Origin of the sequence: Arthrobacter sp. W4I7, assembly GCF_030816215.1 — a bacterium.
GTDB lineage: Bacteria > Actinomycetota > Actinomycetes > Actinomycetales > Micrococcaceae > Arthrobacter > Arthrobacter siccitolerans_A.
Map to the genome: position 1 here is coordinate 4,547,169 of NZ_JAUSXU010000001.1, position 17,673 is coordinate 4,564,841.

Consider the following 17,673-nt stretch of genomic DNA (forward strand, 5'->3'; position numbering starts at 1 on the left):
AAGGAAAGTTGCTTATGGAAAGGCGGTCAGGAGGCGTAGTGGCAGGCGACGTCGGAGCCGCCCACCGTGCGAAGTGCCGGGCGTTCGGCGGCGCAGAGATCCGTCGCAAACGGGCAGCGCAGCCGGAAGGGGCAGCCGCCGGGCTCGGGCACCGCGGCCGCGCCCGTGCGTACGCCGAGCGACTCGCGGGCCTGCCGGCGCGCGGCCTGCTCCGCGGGGCGCGGCACGGGTGACGCGGCCACGAGGGCCTGGGTAAACGGATGCTTGGGGTTCTCGGTGACCGCGGCTGCGGGTCCGCTTTCCATTACCTGCCCGCGGTAAAGGACCACCACGCGCTGGGCCAGGAACTGGACCACCGCGATGTCGTGGGCGATGAACAGGTAGCCCAGGCCCCGCTCGTCCCGCAGGTCGGCCAGGAGGTTCAGCACCTGCGCCTGGGTGGAGAGGTCCAGGGCGCTCACGGCTTCGTCGCAGACCACCAGCTTGGGGTCGCAGATCAGGGCGCGGGCCACGGAGATGCGTTGCCGCTGGCCGCCGGAGAACTGGCTGGGGTACCGGTCAACGGCCTCGCGCGGCAGGCCCACGCGTTCGAGCATGTCCTCGGCGCGCTGCCGGGCCTCGGCCGCGTTCACGCCGCGGAGCCGGAGCGGTTCTGCCAGCGAGGAGCCCACGGTGTTGCGGGGGTTCAGGGAGGAGTTGGGGTCCTGGAAGACGGCCCGCAGTTCCCCGCCCAACGCCCTGCGCTGCCATGCGCCCGCGGAGGTGATGTCCTTGCCCTGGTAGGTGATGGACCCGCCGGAGACCTTCTGCAGGCCCAGGATGGCCTTGCCGATGGTCGACTTGCCGGAACCGGACTCCCCCACCAGCCCCACGGTTTCCCCGGGGGCGATGCTGAAGCTGACACCGTCGACGGCGGCGGGTGCGGCGGCTGCCTTGCGGCCACGTCCGTACCGGACCACCAGGTCCTTGACTTCCAGCAGAGGCTGGGCGGCAGCGGGCAGCGGTGCTTCCGGGCGGACCGAGGTTGCGGTGCTCATGCTGGATCCTTTTCGACAGTCCTGGTTTCGCACAGGTTCAGAATGTGGTGGCTGGGTATGTCGGTGGCCACCCAGTCCAGGCCTTCGACGGCGAGTTCGTCCGCTTTGACGCAGCGCACCACGCCGTCGCCGGTACCGGAGGGAAGCAGCGGGATGGGCACGAGGCAGGCGGACCCGGCGAACTGGCAGCGTGCGGCGAACCGGCAGGTGCTGGGCCAGTCCTTGGGCTGGGGAACCTGGCCGCTGATGGTGGCGAGGCGCTCCGGCATGTCCGCAGCATGGTTGGCGTGCGGATCCGCTGCCAGCAGGGCCAGGGTGTAGGGGTGGCGCGGGTTGTCCAGGATGCTGTCCGTCCGGCCGTTCTCCACTACTTCGCCGGCGTACATCACGGCCACCTGGTCGCAGAGGTCGGCCACCACGCCAAGGTCGTGGGTGACCATCACTACGGACATCCCGGTGTCCTTCACTAGGCTGCGCAGGAGCGAGAGGATCTCGGCCTGGACGGTGACGTCCAGCGCGGTGGTGGGTTCGTCTGCCACCAGGAGGCGGGGTCGGCCGGCGAGTGCCAGGGCGATGGCCACGCGCTGGGCCATGCCGCCGCTGATCTGGTGGGGGTAGGTTTTCAGGATGCGCGCGGCGTCCACGATGCCCACTTTTTCCAGCAGGCCGAGGGCTTCGGCCTTTGTTTCGGCCCTGCCCGTCCCGCGGAGCCGCCGGATGGTGGCCGTGAGCTGGTAACCCACGGTGAACATGGGGTCCAGTGCCCGCATGGGTTCCTGCGAGATGAGGGCGATCCCGCGTCCGCGGATGCCTTCCATGTCCTTGTCCGTGGCCGCGGCCAGGTTCTTGCCGTTCCAGAGGATCTGGCCGCCGGTCACGGACACTCCGGAGGGCAGCAGGCCCAGGAGGGACAGGGCCGTCATGGTCTTGCCGCAGCCGGATTCGCCCACGAGGCCCAGGACGGTGCCCGGTTCGACGTCGAAGGAGACGTCCGTGACCAGGCGGACTCCCTTGCCCACACCAACAGAGTCCACACCAACGGAGAGGTTGCGGACGCTCAGTGTGTCCTGCGCGGCGTCCTTGGGAGCCTGCGCGGCCGCGGCGATTGCGGCGACGGCTTTCGCCCGCTGCCGCCGGGCTGCGGCGGAGGGCAAGTGTGAGGCGGTGGCATTCGGTGACTTGCCGAGGGCGTTGCCGATGGCATTGGCGGCCAGGACTGTCAGGGCCAGTACAGCACCGGTGGGAACCATCAGCCAGGGGGCGTCGTAGACGTGCTGCGAGGCGCCCTGGATCATGCCGCCCCAGCTGGGCTGCGGGATCGGCGGGCCGAAGCCGATGAACGCCAAACCGGCCTGGATGAGCATGCCGACGGCGAAGATCAGGGCCGCCTGGACCACAATCGTGTTGGTCAGGCCGGGCAGCACATGGCGGAAGCTGATGCCGGCCGTGCCCATGCCGTCCACCTTGGCGGCGTCCACGTAGAGCTGGGACTGCAGGGACTTCGCCTGGCCCAGCATCACGCGGTAGATGCCCGCAGAGATCAGCACGCCCAGGATCCCCATGATCATCGGAATGTTGGTTCCCACGGCACCGATCACGGCCAGGATGATCACCGTGCCGGGCAGGGACATCACGATTTCGGTGGCGCGGCTGATGACGTTTTCCACGCGTTCACCGCCGGCTGCTGCCAGCATGGCCAGGAGGGTTCCGAGGCCGACGGCGACAATCACCGTGATCATGGACGTCCCCAGGGTGCCGGCTGCCGAGGCGAAGATGCGGCTCAGGAGGTCCCGGCCCAGTTCGTCGGTGCCGAGCCAGTGTGCGGAGGTGGGTCCGGACAGGACGGCGGTGAAGTCCTGGTCCTCTGTCTTGAAGGGCAGCCACAGCGGTGCGGTGAGCGAGGCAACCACAAGCGCGGCCAGCCAAATCACGCCGGCGATGCTCGCCGGTGAGGCGAACAGCTTGCTGCCGGAGAATTTCTTTGCGGCACTTTGGCGCGGGGCCCTGTGAAGGACGGCAGCCGCCGTCGGCTCCGCGGAGTCTGCAGGTGCGGGGGCAACGTTGGGGATCATGAGGCACGCAACTTCGGGTCGAGGAACTTGGTGGCGAGTTCCAGCACCAGGTTCACGGCGACCACCACCACCGTGGCGATCACCACCACGCCCTGGACGGACGGGGCGTCATGGGTGCTGACGGAGTTCTGGACGGCCTGGCCCAGGCCCGGCATGGCGAACAGTTGCTCGGCGATGACGGAGCCGCCGAAAAGCTGGATGAACTGCAGTGCGATGGCGGCCACGATGGGGAGGCTGGCGTAGCGCAGGGCGTGGACGTAGAGGATTTTCCAGGTGGGGGTGGCGGTGGCACGGAGAGTACGGATGTGTTCCTGCTGGAGCGCCTCGAGCATGGAAGCCCTGGTCTGGCGGGCGATGAACGCCCCGCCGCCCACGGCCAGGGTGATCACCGGCAGCGCCAGGGACAGTGCCCAGTCCTGCGGGGAAACCTCGAAGGGAACGTAGCCGGTGGCCGGGAAGACGGAGGACTGGACGGCCAGCAGGTAGACGAAGATGATGCCGATCCAGAAGGCCGGCAGGGCCACGGCCATGCCGGCGACGCCGCCGATGATGCGGTCCACGATGCCGCCCCGGACCGCGGCGGTCACGCCCAGCGCGATGCCGAGGATCCCGCTGAGAAAAGTGGCTCCGGCGGCAAGGGAGGCGGTGACGGGAAGCCTGCTGGCCAGGTCCGCGCTGACGGACCGGCCGTCGATCAGTGAAATACCGAGGTCACCCTGGACTGCTGAGCCGAGCCAGGTGAAGAACTGGACCACTAGGGGATCCGACCAGCCAAGGCGCCGGTTGACTTCGTCGATGGCTTCCTGGGAGGCGCCGGCCCCGAGGGACACGGCGCCCGGGCTGCCGGGCATTGCGTGTACCAGCATGAATGCCAGCACCGCAACCACCAGCACGGTGGCCAGCGCCATCAGCAGGCGCTTGGTGATGAATAGTGCCATGGTGACCTCCATCGGTCAGGCCCTTGCCGGGCGGACCCTCCCCCTTGGTAGGAGGGACCGCCCGGCAGGTGCGGGTATTAGCTGGCCGGCTTGTAGGACGAGAGGAGCGGGTAGGCGTTGGTGCCGGCGAACTCCACCGGTGCCACCTTCTTGGTGTTGTAGCCCTGGTTGGTGAGGGCCTCGTACAGCGGGATCATCCAGCCGGATTCCACCAGCCGGGTGTTCAGCTTGGTGGCCGCGGCCTTGGCGGCGGCGTCATCCTTGGCGGCTGCGAGCTCGCCGGTGGCGGCGCTGAGCTGCTCATCGGTGGCCTTCTGCACGTTGGTGAAGCCGTTGAGGATGGCTCCGTACATCACGCCGACGGGGTTGTCCCAGTTCAGCGGCGCGTAACCCAGGGGTGTGGTGGCGACGGCGGCGAAGGCCTCGTCAGTGGAGGCGGCCATCTTCACGTTCATGGTGATTCCGACGGCGGCGAGGTCCTTCTGGACTGCCTGCAGGTCCGTCTGGGTCTGGGCGCCGGCGATGATGGTGAAGTCGAAGCCGTTCGGGTAGCCGGCTTCGGCCAGCAGGCTCTTGGCCTTGTCGGGGTTGTAGGCGAACTTGGTCTCAATGTCCTTGCTGAAGCCTGCGGAGTCCTTGGGCAGGGCGTTCCAGGCCGGGATGTCACCCTTGTGGAGCGCGTCCACCAAGGCCTGGCGGTTGATCGCGTACTGGATGGCCTGGCGGACCTTCTCCTCGGCGAACGCCGGGGCGGTCTTGCCGATCTTGTCGAAGGAGATCATGGTGTTGACGGTGCCGCCGATCTGGGTGACCCCCACGCCCTTGGACTTGGCGAAGTCAACGGTGTTCGAGGTCAGCATGGCGACGTCTGCCTGGCCGGACACCAGGGCGTTGGCCCGTGCCTGCGGGTCAAGGACCACGCTGAAGATGACCTTGTTGAAGGCGTACTTCGGCGCCTCCGGGCTCTTCTCGTTCTTCACCAGGACGTACTTGTTGCCCTTCACAGTGGAAGGATCCAGCGTGTAGGGGCCTGAGCCGTCCGGGGTGGCGGCGAGGCTTGCGGTGTCCGTGACGCCGTTCTTGCCGACAATCATGCCGGTAGTGGAGGCCAGGTTCTTCTCGAACCCGGGCTGCGCCTTGGCAAACGTCAGGGCCACCTGGGTGGGGCTGACGACATCCACGGAAGCGATCTCCTGGGCACCGCCCTTGGCGACGGCGGAATAGGCGCTGAGTGCGGGATCGGAGCGGCGGTCCAGGTTCGCCTTGACCAATTCGGCGTCGAGCTTGGACCCGTCGGTGAACGTCACACCCTCCTTCAGCGTGAGCGTCAGGACGGTGTTGTCGGCGTTGTAGCTGAACTCCTTGGCCAGGCCCGGACCTGCCGTACCGTCCGGCTGCAGCGTCATCAGGCTCTCGTAGAGGCCCTCGAAGAACTGCCGCTGTGCAGCGGAGACGCGCAACGGGTCAAAGCCGAACGATGCCGAGTCGCTGTCGATGGCGAGGGTCAGGGAGCTGGTGTCCGCTTTGGCGGTGGCCTGGCTGGAGCCGCCGCCGCACGCGGTCAGCGATCCCAGCAGGAGTGCTCCGGCCAGAACGGCGGAGCTCGCACGGGCGGTGGAGTTCAGGAGTTTCATGTAGTGCGCCTTTGCATTCTGATGTGTAACGGAGGAATGTCTTGGGGCTGGCTGCTCGCCGGCTCCCCACCAGCATCAGCCGGGCGCCTTGGCCGCTCACATGAGAATGTCATTCATTGAAAAAGTATTGTGGCCCCGGTCACGCGGCAGGAAAGGATTGGAAGCCAGGGCAGAGAGGCCCCGTGCGCTGTCTTCAGGCGCTGAACGAAAGGAACCCACATGACCACCGAATCAGCATTCCCGCAGGATTTCGTCTGGGGCGTCGCCAGCGCCGGCCACCAGGTGGAGGGGAACAACGTCAACAGTGACACCTGGTTCCTGGAACACCTCCCGGGCAGCATGTTCTCCGAGCCGTCCGGGGATGCCGTGGACCACTATCACCGCTACCGCGAGGACATCGCCCTGATCGCCGGTTTGGGGTTCACCAGCTACCGCTTTTCCATCGAGTGGGCCCGTATTGAGCCGGAAGAGGGACTGTTCTCGCAGGCGGAGCTGGACCACTACCGCCGCATGCTGGAGGCCTGCCACGAGCACGGCCTCACCCCCGTGGTCACGTTCCACCACTTCACGTCCCCGCGCTGGCTCCTGGCCCTCGGCGGCTGGGAAGGGTCCCGCACGGCTGAACTCTTTGGCCGCTACTGCGACCGGGTGATGGCTCACCTGGGCGACCTCATCGGCGTTGCCTGCACCTTGAACGAACCCAACCTGCCGTGGCTGCTGGAGTCCTTCGGCATCGGCGGTGAGGCCCCGGAGAACCGTGGTTCGGTTCCGGTGTGGGCCGCAGCCGCCGAGCGGCTGGGCGTGGATGCCAGCACGGTGGCCCCGTTCCAGTTCTGCTCCACGGAGGCCGCGTACGAGGTAAAGCTGGCGGCGCACCGCGCGGGCACCGCTGCCATCAAGGCACACCGGCCGGAACTCCTGGTGGGCTGGACGCTCGCCAACTCGGACATCCAGTCCATCGAAGGCGGCGAAGAACTTGCAGCCCAGGTGCGCCGCGACGTTAACGAACGCTTCCTCGAGGCGTCCCGCGGCGACGACTTTGTGGGGATCCAGACCTACGGCCGCACCATCTACGGCCCCAACGGCCACGCCCCCGCTCCGGAAGGTGCGGTGACCAACCAGATGGGTGAGGAGATCTACCCGCAGGCCCTCGAGGTGACCATCCGGGAAGCCCACCGCATCGCCGGAATCCCGGTGATCGTCACCGAAAACGGACTGTCCACCGAGGACGATACCCAGCGGGTGGAGTACCTCCGCGCCGCCGTGGATTGCGTGGCCTCCTGCCTGGCGGACGGCATCGACGTCCGCGGCTACATCGCCTGGACGGCTTTCGACAACTACGAATGGGTGTTCGGCTACGTGCCGAAGTTTGGCCTCATCGCTGTGGACCGGGTGACCCAGGAACGGACGCCCAAGGAAAGCGCACACTGGCTGGGACGCCAGGCGCAGCTGCACGCGGCGGAGGCAGGCGACGCCGAGGTCAGCAGGGCACCCCAACCGGCCTGACCGCCGTCGTGCATTCATTGGACGCACGGTGCCCGTCCGCCTCACCGTGAACAGAACCGGTGAGGACCTCAACAACGGCGAGCTGGCCGGTGGTGTCCGGAACGCCGGGGAATTGAACCTGCGGCTCCTCAGCCGGCACCACCGGCTGGGGAGCGGCCGAGCGCATGCGGAAAAGCGCGATGGCCGAGATGAGGAACCAGGCGACATTTGTCACCACGGAAGGCCAGGCCCCGTGGACAGTTCCGTTGATGATGAAGGCGACGGCGCCGAGCAGGTTTGCGGTCTGGAAGCCCTTGCCGGCCTTCAGCCAGCCCATGGAAACGGAGAGGTATGCACTGAGGATCGCAACCGCGCCGGCCCAGCCGGCGATTTCCCACAGCAGTTCCATGGTGTCCTTTCAGGAGTGGTGCACGGCAGGGAGAAGCCGGGCAGGGGTGTTGACGAGGGTTATGCGGAGGTTTGGTTTTTTGCCGGAGTCCAGGGCTGGATCAGCTGGTTGGATCAGGCTTTGCCGGACAAACCCGTTGACTCGAGCCCGGGCGGGCGAGGACCTCGTTTGTTGGTCGGCGGGATAATCATACTCTGCGGCGGGAGCCTTTTAATCCGCGCACACAAAACGGGAATCCGGGTCGACCAGGGTCGATCCGGATTCCCGTTTATGCGTCCAGGCCCACAGGCACAGGGCGAAGGAATTTCTCCTGTCAGCGGGCGTTGAGGAGGTGTTCGATGGCGAGCTGGTTGAGGCGGACGAACGCGAAGGAGCGTTCGGCGGCCTTGTCGGCGTCGAAGTTCTCGAAGGCGGTGGTGTCTGCGAGCAGGTCCGCGGTGGTTTCACCGGCGGCGAGGGTGGGTTCGCCGAGTTCGCCGACGCCGGAGGCTGCGAGGGCGGCCTGGACTTCGGGGTCGGCGCGGAAGGCCAGGGCGCGTTCCTTCAGGAGCAGGTAGGTGGCCATGTTGGCTTTGGCTGATTCCCAGACGCCGTCGTAGCCGTCCGTGCGGGAGGGCTTGTAGTCGAAGTGGCGGGGTCCTTCGTAGCGGGGGCCGCCGTTGGGGAAGCCGTTTTCGAGCAGGTCCACGGTGAAGAACGCGCTGGTCAGGTCGCCGTGGCCGAAGACCAGGTCCTGGTCGTACTTGATGCCGCGCTGGCCATTGAGGTCGATGTGGAAGAGCTTGCCGGACCAGAGGGCCTGGGCGATGCCGTGGGTGAAGTTCAGCCCGGCCATCTGCTCGTGCCCGGTTTCGGGGTTCAGGCCCACGATGTCGCCGTGCTCAAGCTGGGCGATGAACGCCAGGCCGTGGCCGACGGTGGGCAGGAAGATGTCGCCGCGGGGTTCGTTGGGCTTGGGCTCCAGGGCGATGCGCAGGTTGTAGCCCTTGTCCTTGATGTAGGCCGCGGCGGTGTCCACGCCTTCCTTCATCCGGTCCAGGGCGGCGGCGAGGTCCTTGGAGCCGTCGTATTCGCTGCCTTCGCGGCCGCCCCACATCACGAACGTCTCGGCGCCGAACTCTGCGGCGGAATCAATGTTGCGCAGCACCTTGGACAGGGCGAAGCGGCGGATGGAGCGGTCGTTGGAGGTGAACCCGCCGTCCTTGAAGACCGGGTGGCTGAACAGGTTGGTGGTCACCATGGGGACCTTCAGGCCGGTCTCGGCCAGGGCTGCCTTGAAGTTCTTCAGGATCAGGTCCCGCTCGGACGCGGTGGCATCAAACGGGATCAGGTCGTTGTCGTGGAAGGTGATGCCGTAAGCGCCCAGTTCAGTCAGGCGGTGCACGGCCTCCACCGGATCCAGGGCGGGACGGGTGGCGACGCCGAACGGGTCAGCACCGGTCCAGCCAACAGTCCAAAGACCGAAGGTGAACTTGTCGGCGGGGGTGGGGGAAAGAGTCATGATGCATCCTTGCAATGGGATTCGTGATGGCCTGCGGTCAATTAGTTTATGCTTTGAACTATATGAGGATGAGTGTTCGAAGGTCAAGAGCGGCTGCTGCCGGCGTGAAACGTCAGCCCCGTCGGGCGGGCTTGTCGAAGCGCCACCCGTCGGACCGCAGTTCGGGAATGATCTGGTCCACTGCCTCAACGGTCTGGGTCCTGTCCCCGCCGCCGTCGTGCATCAACACAACACCTCCGGGCGTAATGCCTTCTTTCAGCCGCCGGACCAGCTCGGCCGTTCCCGGCGGTTCCCAGTCTCCGATGGCCGTGGCCCACCCCAGAGGCTGCATCCCCATGTCTGCAGCCACCTGCGGAGTCTGGCCCCAGCTTCCGTAAGGTGCCCGGAAGTAGTTGATCTCGGCCTCCGGAACCGCTTGGCGGATAGCGCCACTGGTCTCTTCAAGATCAGCCCTGATGGCCTCGGCGCTCCAGGCTCCCATGTCATCGTGGTGCATGGTGTGGTTGCACAACATGTGTCCCGCGTCCGCGATTTGCCGAACGATCTCCGGATACTGCTTTACGTGGTCCCCCCAGAGGCAGAAGGTTGCCTTAACGTGGTGCTTCTCAAGAACGGCCAGCAATTTGGGCGTGTTGACGGGGTCAGGGCCGTCGTCAAACGTCAGGCTCACGTATTTGCCCTCGTGCCGGGTGGAATCCACAATGGCGGTGGTTGTCTGGTCCGCCAAGGCGGGTGCAGCGCCGGCAAGGACAGCCGGGATGACCGCGCCCAATGCCAGCACGGTGGCAGAGACCGGCAATGCCGCCATGCCAAAAACTGCAGAGCGTTGGAATGGGAAATTCATGGCTACCTCGCTGTAGTCGCGGAAAATTTCCGGTACTTTCCGGAATGCGCTTCAGCGTAGGCTTGTGCCCGATGCCGCGTCAAGGGTGTGGAACGGCTGGATCAGGCCTGACGGGGGGCTGCCGTGCTCTCCCTGACGACGAGCCTGGTGGCCAGTTCCACGCGGGGGCTTGCGACGCCCTCGCCCTTCAGCATCCGAAGCACAGTGCGCGCGGCGAGCTTGCCCATCTCGGCGAGCGGCTGCCGGATGGTGGTCAGCGGAGGAGATGCCCAGCGGGCCTCCGGAAGGTCGTCAAAACCCAGAACGCTGATGTCCTCGGGCACGCGCAGGCCTTTCTTGCGCACAGCTTCATACACTCCCAGGGCCATCTGGTCACTGGCGGCGAAGACAGCAGTGACCGGCGCGGGCAGCTCCAGCAGGGCGGAACCGGCGCGGAACCCCGACTCGTAGTCGAAGTCGCCCTCAAGCACCAGCTCTGGATCGAAAGGAATGCCGGCCGCATCAAGGCCTGCGCGATAGCCGTCCAAACGTGCCCTGCTGCACCACAGGCCGGGCACCCCGGCAACGAAACCGATCCGCCGGTGGCCGAGGCCGGTGAGATGCTCCGTCGCCCCCACGGCACCGGTCCAGTTGGTGGCACCAATGGTGGGAACGTCCAGCTCCGGCACGCCTGCGGGGTCGATTACGACGGCGGGCACGTCCAGCCGCTGCAGTTCGGCCCGCAGGAAGGAATCCAGGTCCGTGGTGACGAGGATGGCGCCATCACTGGCCCTGGCGCCGACATTGTCAAGCCACTGCCGGGTGGACGTTGGATTTGCGCTCCGGTGGATAGCCGAGACCACAGTGGAAGCGCCGGCTTCATTGGCAGCTTCCTCCACGCCGCGGATGATTTCCACAGCCCAGGGGCTGTCCAGGTCATTGAAAACGAGGTCGATGAGCCCCGACCTCACAGAGGGACGGGCGCCGCGCCGCTGGTAGCCATGGTCCCGTAGCAGGGTTTCCACCCGCTCCCGGGTCCGGGGGGAAACGTCACCGCGGCCGTTAAGCACGCGTGACACGGTGGGCACCGACACACCCGCTTCGGCGGCAATTGCCGAAATTGTGATTGCCGGACGCTGGGCCTCGTGCACGCATTCCTCCTGGTTTCGCTGCAAGTTTACGCTCTCACGCTCGGCCCCGGAGCGAAACTTTTACCGAAACCCTTGACGCATGCTCCGGAATCTTCCTAATCTACAACGACTGCCTTCCGGAAAGTTCCGGAAGCGGTTCGGTCTGGCTTATCGGCCGATTACTCGTACCTCAAAGGAGAGCTCTCAATGAAGGTTGCCAAACTTGTCGCCGCCACCGTCCTGGCGTCGACGTTTGTCCTTCCCACGGCACTGCCGGCATTCGCAGACGCGAATGACCACTCGCAGCCACCTGGCCTTGCAAAACAGGACACCCTGCGCTGGGCCGCACCAAAGGACGTCAAGATAGGCACCGCAGTTGCCGGCGGCGGCCACCACGAAACCATGCCCTACCCCAACCCCTTCACCTATGACCAGCAGTACCGGGAGGTCCTGGCCGCGGAGTTCAGTTCCGTCTCACCGGAAAACCAGGCGAAGTGGGAATTCATCCACCCCCAGCGGGACCAGTACCGGTTCGCCGAGATGGATGCCATCGTCGAGTTCGCACAGCAGCACGGCCAGGTGGTTCGCGGCCACACCCTGTTCTGGCACAGCCAGAACCCGGCCTGGTTGGAGAACGGGGGCTTCAACAAGGAAGAACTCCGGTCCATCCTGAAGGACCACATCACCACCGTTGTTGGCCGTTACGCGGGCAAGATCCAGCAGTGGGACGTCGCCAACGAAATCTTCAACGGCGACGGCACCCTCAGGACCACAGACAACATCTGGATCCGCGAACTCGGGCCGGAGATCATCGCTGATGCCTTCCGCTGGGCCCACGAAGCAGACCCGAACGCCAAGCTCTTCTTCAACGACTACGGAGTGGAAAGCGTCAACGCGAAAAGCAACGCGTACCTGGCGCTCATTCCGAAGCTCCAGGCCGAGGGCGTCCAGGTGGACGGCTTCGCAGTGCAGGGACACCTCAGCACACGGTACGGCTTCCCCGGAGACCTGCAGGCCAACCTCCAGCGTTTCGACGATCTGGGACTGGAAACGTCCATCACCGAGATCGACGTACGGATGGACGTCCCGGCAGGAACCAAGCCCACCGCGGCACAACTGGAGAAACAGGCCACCTACTACCAGCGGGCCCTCGAAGCTTGCCTGAATGTGGAGGACTGCAAGTCCTTCACTATCTGGGGCTTCAACGACAAGTACTCCTGGGTTCCCGTCTTCTTCGCCCAGGAGGGCGAGGCAACCGTGATGTGGGAGGACTACACCCGCAAGCCGTCGTACTACGCGCTGCAGTCCACCCTCCTCAAGGCAACCCCGGGTGGAGAGCAGCGCGACGTCCACCACCCCGCCTATCAGCAGTAACAAACTTCCCCGAATACTGACAAAGCGGCCCGGAACCAGTTTTGAACTGGTTCCGGGCCGCTTTACTGCCTCCTGCTGCTAGCCCTGCACGGCGTGGATGCGATAGGTGAGGGAGTGCGACCCGCCGGGTTTGAGGACAACCAGGTCCTGGCCTGAATTAAAGGCATCCGGCGGGCAGGTCATGGGCTCAACAGCGAGCCCCCTCCGGCCGCGCAGCTCTCCGGAGTAGAGCTGCATCCATGGCGCCTGGGTACCCGTGGATTCCACGACTGCCGAAAGCTCGAGGGCGGGGTTGCGCAGGGTGACGTCCCATCTGCCCGCCGGCAAGTCCGTGAAAGCGTGATCGAACGACTGCCCCGCCAGTACCCGGGGCTGCGAGAAGTCGAAGTCCGTATCCGGAGTTTCCAGGAGCTCAGTGGGCTGAAGCTTTTCGTCTGTCTGGAGAACCTTGCCGGCCCGGAAACTCAATTCACAGGTGGAGATGTCCTCACCGCCCACGGTGATGTAGGGGTGGGAGCCAGTGCCGTAAGGCGCCTCCGCGGTGCCACAGTTCATGGCACCGAGCTCTACATGCAACCCGGTGTCTGCATCCAGTGCGTAACGGGCCGAGAGCGCGAGCTGGAACGGATAACCCGGCTCTCCGTGTAGCAAATGCGTGAACACCACCTCAGAATCCCCGCGCCGCTCCACCTGCCATCCGCTCCACAGCGCAAGCCCATGCAGGGCACTGCCGGTGGCTGCCTCGTTCACCGGCAGCTCGTAACGCTGCCCGTTAAAGCTGTAGGCGCCGGAGGCAACCCGGTTGGGCCACGGCATAAGCACCTTCCCTGCATACGCCGGGGGCAGTTCATCCGCCGGGAAGGGCAGGATAATGTCACGGGCCCCGGAAGGAGAGACTCACCAGTCCCGCTCCGACGCTGGCGACAGTTGCCTCGTAGTCTCCCGCCCGGAGGACGGTCAGCTCTCCGTTGGGCCCGGCAATGGATGACATGGCATTCCTTTCAGGAAGGTGGTGCCCCGACCATCAGTCGGGGCAGATGGCAGTGCTTTGGCGGACCACAAGCGACGTTGCGAGGTCGAGGCGCAGGTTGTTCGGCCGCTCCCCGTCCTGCAGGCGCAGGACCATCCGCGCGGCTTCCTCAGCCATTTCTATCAGCGGCTGGTGGACGGTGGTCAGCGCCGGGCTGGACCAGCGGGCCACCTGGAGATCGTCATATCCCACAATGGACAGCCTGGCCGGGACAGGAATCCCCAGTTGGCGCGCGGCGTCAAGCACTCCAAGGGCCTGCAGGTCACTGCCGGCGAAAATGGCGGTTGGCGGGTGCTCCATCTGCAGCAGCTCAAGCGCATTGCTCCGGCCTCCGTCCACCCGGAAGTCGCCGTACCGGATCAGGGTCCGGTCGATGGGAATGCCGGCCGTATTCAGAGCGGAACTGTAGCCGTCAATCCGTGCCAGTGAACACATCATGTCCTCAGGCCCGGAAATGGCGGCAATGCGGGTATGGCCAAGTTCAATCAGGTGGCGCGTTGCCATCATGCCGCCGGCCCAGTTGGCCGAACCAACCGAAGGCACATCGGGGGCGGGGTCGCCTGCGGGATCGATGATAACGAAGGGAATGGAGCGGGCGTCCAGCTGTTGCCGGTACTCCTGCGGCAGATCAGAAAAGACCAGGACCACTCCCGCAGGCCGGCGAGCCATCACGCCCTCCACCCAATCCGCTCCGGGCGCGTGCCTGGTGCCGCTCTCAGTGAGAATGACGCTCAAGCCGTTTGCCTTCGCGACATTTTCGACGCCGCGGATGATCTCCAGCGCCCAGGCACTTTCGAGCTCATGAAAGACAAGCTCCAGGAGTGCTGACTTAGACGCCGACGTCTTTCGCCGCTTATAGCCGTGCTCCTCAAGGAGCTCCTCAACTTTCGAACGTGTTTTACGAGAAACGTCGGAGCGTCCGTTGAGAACCTTCGAAATAGTGGACAGCGATACGCCCGCCTCCTCCGCCAGTTGGGCGAGGGTAACGCGCGCGTCGGACGATACAGGGCTGGACATGAGGACCAGCATAGCCGGAGTTTGGCACGTTGGCGTCGAGGATTGTCTCGCCTTGCGCCCTCCGTGTAACGCAACTTACACTGGCAGGCATCACATAACTTTCGATCAAAATATCGAAACTTTCGAGAGGCGTTCGAAGATGAACAAGCACGGATGGGTCGCCCGCGGCATTGCCGGCGGTGCGGCTCTTGCCCTTGGCCTGACGATGGCCGGTTGCTCTGGCGGGTCCGGCGCGTCGAGCCGGCCTGAGAACGAAATCCACGTTGCCATGTACGGCGATGCAGGCAACACAGTAGAACAGAAGATGATTGACGCCTTCAACGCCACCTCCCAGGTGAAGGTGGTCCTCGATAAGATCCCGGGCGCCGAGTACCAGTCGAAGCTGCAGACGATCATTGACACCCCCACCGCACCTGACATCTTCTTCAACTGGGGCGGCGGCAGCATTAAGAGTTTTGTCGATGCCGACCTGGTTCTTCCTTTGGACGACTTCGTTAAGGAAGATCCCCAACTGAAGGATGCCTTCCTGCCCTCGGTGTTCGAAAAAGCGGTTATCGACGGCAAAGCATATGGCGTTCCCATGCGCGGAACACAGCCCGTCATGCTCTTCAACAACTCAAAGGTCCTCGCCGACGCGGGAATCGCCGCGCCTCCGGCCACCTGGGAGGAACTGCTGGCGGACGTGAAGATCCTCAAGGACAAGGGCATCACGCCTATCGCCCTGGGTGCCGGCGACCGGTGGCCCACGCTGATGTGGTTTGAGTACATCTACGACCGCGTCGCAGGCGAAGGCCTGTTCCAGAAGGCGCTGCAGGGCGACACAGGCGTCTGGGCATCTCCGGAAAGCCGGAAAGCCCTCGGCATGCTTCGCGAACTGGTTGATGCAGGTGCCTTCGGCACCAACTTCGACTCCGTTAAGTTCACCGACGGCGGAGCGCCTGCCCTGCTGGCCAGCGGCAAGGCGGGCTTTGAACTCATGGGGTCCTGGGAGTACTCCACGCAGCAGAGCAACAATGCAGCGTTCGCGGCCGACATCCTTGGCTACAGCGAGTTCCCAAAGATCGAGGGCGGGATTGGCGACGCGAACAACCTGGTAGGCAACCCGAACAACTTCTACTCGATCAACAAGAACACGCGCTACCCGGAAGCAGCCCGCGATTTCCTGAAGCTCATGTACTCGGACCAGTTTGTCCAGGAGCAGGTAGCCATTGGAAACCTGCCCACCACCACCAACACAGAGAAGTTCCTGGACAAGGCAGCAGATCCTGAATACGCCAAGTACCAGTTCAACCTGGTGAAAGAGGCTCCATCCTTCCAGCTTTCGTGGGACCAGGCGTACCCGCCGGAAGCAACCGTAACCATCCTTACCGCCGTCTCGCAGTTCTTCAGCGGACAGATCGATGAAGACGGCTTCATCAAGGCCATGCAGAGCCTCTAGGAAAATAACCATGACGACGACGCTTGCAAAACGCAGGCGCCCGGCACGTGCGGGCGGCCCCCAACAGGGCCGCCCGGCAGGCCGGAGCGGCTCCTCCGCGAGCCGCCCCGGCTTTGTCTGGGCCCTTCCTGCCAGCATTTTCTTTGGACTCTTCGCGCTGGTCCCGCTGATCGCGGTGGCCGTGCTGTCCTTCACCCGGTGGAGCGGCCTCGGCGACCCTAAATTCGTGGGGCTGAAGAACTGGGAAGCCCTCTTCGCAGACCCGGTCATGCTTCAAAGCCTCTGGCTCAGCCTGCTCTTCATTGTGCTCGGCATCGTCACCCAGACTCCGCTGAGCATCCTGCTGGGCGTCTGGGCGGCCGGCAACCAAAAAAACCGCGCCATCCTGAGCGCCATCTACTTCGTTCCCCTGCTCCTGTCCTCGGCTGCGATTTCCGTCCTGTGGCGGGCCCTGCTCGACCCCAACTTCGGAATCCCCGGCCAGATGTCCTGGCTGTTTGGGGACGGGAACGTCCTGGGCAGCCAGAACGGTGCCATTGCGGTACTGATCTTCGTGGGCATGTGGCAGTTCACGCCGTTCCATACCCTGATTTACCAGGGAGCTGCTCGGCAGATCCCCCCGGTTCTGTACCAGGCCGCGTCCATCGACGGCGCCGGGACCGTCAGGCAGTTCGTCAGCATCACGCTGCCGCAGCTGAAGAACAGCATCATCACATCTGTGATCCTCATGGTGGTGGGCGGCCTGACCACCTTTGAAACAGTCCTCATCCTGACCAACGGCGGACCGGGAACCGGCACCACCATCACTGCTTTCCACATGTACCAGGAAGCGTTCCGCCGGTTCGATTTCGGCACCGGCAGCGCGATAGCGCTCGTACTCGTCGTCATCTCCACCGCAATCTCCTTCGCGGTGGTGCGCGTTTCCGGATACGACAAAATGCGTAGTTCAATGGAGGGGCTCTAAATGAAAACGCGTCCGAATTACCTTGCCGGCATCGGCGCCTTCATCTGGCTGGCCATCGTCGCTGTTCCGCTGTACGTCATGCTGTCCGCGACCTTCCAGACCCGCGCCGAGTTCGGCGACAACGGGCCGCTGTCGTTCCCCACCAGCTTCACGCTGCAGAACTATGTGGATGCCATCACCAGCGGCTTTGGCCGGTACTTCGTGAACACCATCATCGTTACTGCCGGGGTTGTCGGCCTGGTGCTGCTCCTGGTTCCCCCGTTGAGCTACGCCATTGTCCGGAGCGAGAGCCGCGCGGCAACGGCCATCTTCCGCCTGTTCCTGCTTGGCCTGGCGATTCCCGCCCAGGCAGTCATCGTTCCGGTGTTCTACCTGATCAATACCGTGGGCCTCTATGACAACCTGCTCGGCGTCATCCTCCCGACGGCTGCTTTCGCACTCCCCATCTGCACGATCATCCTTAGCGGCACCATGCGGGACATCACTCCTGAACTTTATGAGGCCATGGCCATGGACGGCGCCTCCCCCGCCCGTTCCTTCCTGCGCCTGGTACTGCCGCTGTCCAAGGGTGGCCTGTCCACCATCGCCGTGTTCTCCGCGCTCCAGGCGTGGAACGGCTTCCTCTTCCCGCTGATCCTGACCCAGTCCGAATCCACGCGTGTGGTCACGCTGGGCCTGTTCAACTTCCAGACACAGTTCGGCATCAACATCCCCGGACTCCTGGCGGCCGTGACGCTTTCCATGGTGCCGGTACTGCTCGCCTACCTCTTCGCGCGCCGCGCGCTAGTCCAGGGCCTTATGGGCGCTGGCGGAAAGTAATC

General features: G+C 64.8%; 15 protein-coding genes. 5 read left to right on the plus strand and 10 right to left on the minus strand.

Annotation, left to right across the window (positions count from 1 at the left end):
• Positions 1-26: 26 nt before the first annotated feature.
• The 4 genes from QF047_RS20655 to QF047_RS20670 all read right to left on the minus strand — a co-directional run bounded on the left by QF047_RS20655 (position 27) and on the right by QF047_RS20670 (position 5,681).
• Entirely contained in the window at positions 27-1,037 is a 1,011-nt protein-coding gene (locus QF047_RS20655; protein WP_307280986.1) for an ABC transporter ATP-binding protein, read from the minus strand.
• Positions 1,034-3,109: a dipeptide/oligopeptide/nickel ABC transporter permease/ATP-binding protein gene (locus QF047_RS20660; RefSeq protein ID WP_307280988.1), complete on the minus strand. Its 2,076-nt coding sequence runs from the start codon at positions 3,107-3,109 to the stop codon at positions 1,034-1,036. The genes QF047_RS20655 and QF047_RS20660 overlap by 4 nt, the downstream gene beginning before the upstream one ends.
• Positions 3,106-4,059 carry an ABC transporter permease gene (locus QF047_RS20665; protein ID WP_306637052.1) on the minus strand — a complete coding sequence of 318 codons (954 nt, stop codon included), beginning with the start codon at positions 4,057-4,059 and terminating at the stop codon, positions 3,106-3,108. Before QF047_RS20665 ends, QF047_RS20660 begins: the two co-directional genes overlap by 4 nt.
• A gap of 65 nt (positions 4,060-4,124) precedes the next feature.
• A complete protein-coding gene (locus tag QF047_RS20670) occupies positions 4,125-5,681 on the minus strand; it encodes an ABC transporter substrate-binding protein (protein ID WP_306637050.1) in 1,557 nt (518 codons plus the stop codon).
• Positions 5,682-5,900: 219 nt separating this feature from the next.
• Between QF047_RS20670 and QF047_RS20675 the strand changes: the two genes are divergently transcribed.
• Positions 5,901-7,187: a glycoside hydrolase family 1 protein gene (locus QF047_RS20675; RefSeq protein ID WP_307280993.1), complete on the plus strand. Its 1,287-nt coding sequence runs from the start codon at positions 5,901-5,903 to the stop codon at positions 7,185-7,187.
• Here QF047_RS20675 and QF047_RS20680 read toward each other — a convergent pair.
• The 4 genes from QF047_RS20680 to QF047_RS20695 form a co-directional block, all read right to left on the minus strand.
• Positions 7,162-7,575 (minus strand): hypothetical protein, encoded by a 414-nt coding sequence (locus QF047_RS20680; protein ID WP_307280996.1) that lies wholly within the window; start codon positions 7,573-7,575, stop codon positions 7,162-7,164. The two genes, QF047_RS20675 and QF047_RS20680, sit on opposite strands and share 26 nt — an antisense overlap.
• 313 nt (positions 7,576-7,888) lie before the next feature.
• The gene (gene xylA / locus QF047_RS20685; protein ID WP_307281001.1) at positions 7,889-9,076 is read right to left on the minus strand and encodes a xylose isomerase; all 1,188 of its coding nucleotides are present in this window, start codon (positions 9,074-9,076) and stop codon (positions 7,889-7,891) included.
• A gap of 112 nt (positions 9,077-9,188) precedes the next feature.
• Positions 9,189-9,884 (minus strand): polysaccharide deacetylase family protein, encoded by a 696-nt coding sequence (locus QF047_RS20690; protein WP_306637043.1) that lies wholly within the window; start codon positions 9,882-9,884, stop codon positions 9,189-9,191.
• A gap of 137 nt (positions 9,885-10,021) precedes the next feature.
• Positions 10,022-11,050, minus strand: coding sequence for a LacI family DNA-binding transcriptional regulator (locus tag QF047_RS20695; RefSeq protein WP_307281005.1), 1,029 nt, complete (start codon positions 11,048-11,050; stop codon positions 10,022-10,024).
• A 186-nt stretch (positions 11,051-11,236) separates the two neighbouring features.
• Here QF047_RS20695 and QF047_RS20700 point away from each other — a divergent pair, with 186 nt between their 5' ends.
• Positions 11,237-12,403 (plus strand): endo-1,4-beta-xylanase, encoded by a 1,167-nt coding sequence (locus tag QF047_RS20700; protein WP_306637040.1) that lies wholly within the window; start codon positions 11,237-11,239, stop codon positions 12,401-12,403.
• A 78-nt stretch (positions 12,404-12,481) separates the two neighbouring features.
• Here QF047_RS20700 and QF047_RS20705 read toward each other — a convergent pair whose 3' ends face one another.
• The gene (locus QF047_RS20705) at positions 12,482-13,225 is read right to left on the minus strand and encodes an aldose-1-epimerase (RefSeq protein ID WP_307281008.1); all 744 of its coding nucleotides are present in this window, start codon (positions 13,223-13,225) and stop codon (positions 12,482-12,484) included.
• Positions 13,226-13,427: 202 nt separating this feature from the next.
• A complete protein-coding gene (locus QF047_RS20710; protein WP_306637038.1) occupies positions 13,428-14,450 on the minus strand; it encodes a LacI family DNA-binding transcriptional regulator in 1,023 nt (340 codons plus the stop codon).
• Between the two features lie 139 nt (positions 14,451-14,589).
• On the opposite strand from QF047_RS20710, the gene QF047_RS20715 reads away from it, so the two are divergent.
• Genes QF047_RS20715 through QF047_RS20725 form a run of 3 tightly spaced genes read left to right on the plus strand, consistent with a single transcriptional unit; the run spans position 14,590 to position 17,671 of the window.
• The gene (locus QF047_RS20715) at positions 14,590-15,888 is read left to right on the plus strand and encodes an extracellular solute-binding protein (RefSeq protein ID WP_307281013.1); all 1,299 of its coding nucleotides are present in this window, start codon (positions 14,590-14,592) and stop codon (positions 15,886-15,888) included.
• Between the two features lie 10 nt (positions 15,889-15,898).
• Positions 15,899-16,852, plus strand: coding sequence for a carbohydrate ABC transporter permease (locus QF047_RS20720; protein WP_306637035.1), 954 nt, complete (start codon positions 15,899-15,901; stop codon positions 16,850-16,852).
• On the plus strand, positions 16,853-17,671 hold the full coding sequence (locus tag QF047_RS20725) for a carbohydrate ABC transporter permease (protein ID WP_306637033.1): 819 nt from the start codon (positions 16,853-16,855) through the stop codon (positions 17,669-17,671).
• The last annotated feature ends 2 nt before the right edge of the window (positions 17,672-17,673 follow it).

Excerpts from the sequence above, each read along its gene's own strand:
- QF047_RS20655 (WP_307280986.1), bottom strand. The coding sequence starts at position 1,037 with ATGAGCACCGCAACCTCGGTCCGCCCGGAAGCACCGCTGCCCGCTGCC.
- QF047_RS20660 (WP_307280988.1), bottom strand. The coding sequence starts at position 3,109 with ATGATCCCCAACGTTGCCCCCGCACCTGCAGACTCCGCGGAGCCGACG.
- QF047_RS20665 (WP_306637052.1), bottom strand. The coding sequence starts at position 4,059 with ATGGAGGTCACCATGGCACTATTCATCACCAAGCGCCTGCTGATGGCG.
- QF047_RS20670 (WP_306637050.1), bottom strand. The coding sequence starts at position 5,681 with ATGAAACTCCTGAACTCCACCGCCCGTGCGAGCTCCGCCGTTCTGGCC.
- QF047_RS20675 (WP_307280993.1), top strand. The coding sequence starts at position 5,901 with ATGACCACCGAATCAGCATTCCCGCAGGATTTCGTCTGGGGCGTCGCC.
- QF047_RS20680 (WP_307280996.1), bottom strand. The coding sequence starts at position 7,575 with ATGGAACTGCTGTGGGAAATCGCCGGCTGGGCCGGCGCGGTTGCGATC.
- xylA (WP_307281001.1), bottom strand. The coding sequence starts at position 9,076 with ATGACTCTTTCCCCCACCCCCGCCGACAAGTTCACCTTCGGTCTTTGG.
- QF047_RS20690 (WP_306637043.1), bottom strand. The coding sequence starts at position 9,884 with ATGGCGGCATTGCCGGTCTCTGCCACCGTGCTGGCATTGGGCGCGGTC.
- QF047_RS20700 (WP_306637040.1), top strand. The coding sequence starts at position 11,237 with ATGAAGGTTGCCAAACTTGTCGCCGCCACCGTCCTGGCGTCGACGTTT.
- QF047_RS20710 (WP_306637038.1), bottom strand. The coding sequence starts at position 14,450 with ATGTCCAGCCCTGTATCGTCCGACGCGCGCGTTACCCTCGCCCAACTG.
- QF047_RS20715 (WP_307281013.1), top strand. The coding sequence starts at position 14,590 with ATGAACAAGCACGGATGGGTCGCCCGCGGCATTGCCGGCGGTGCGGCT.
- QF047_RS20720 (WP_306637035.1), top strand. The coding sequence starts at position 15,899 with ATGACGACGACGCTTGCAAAACGCAGGCGCCCGGCACGTGCGGGCGGC.
- QF047_RS20725 (WP_306637033.1), top strand. The coding sequence starts at position 16,853 with ATGAAAACGCGTCCGAATTACCTTGCCGGCATCGGCGCCTTCATCTGG.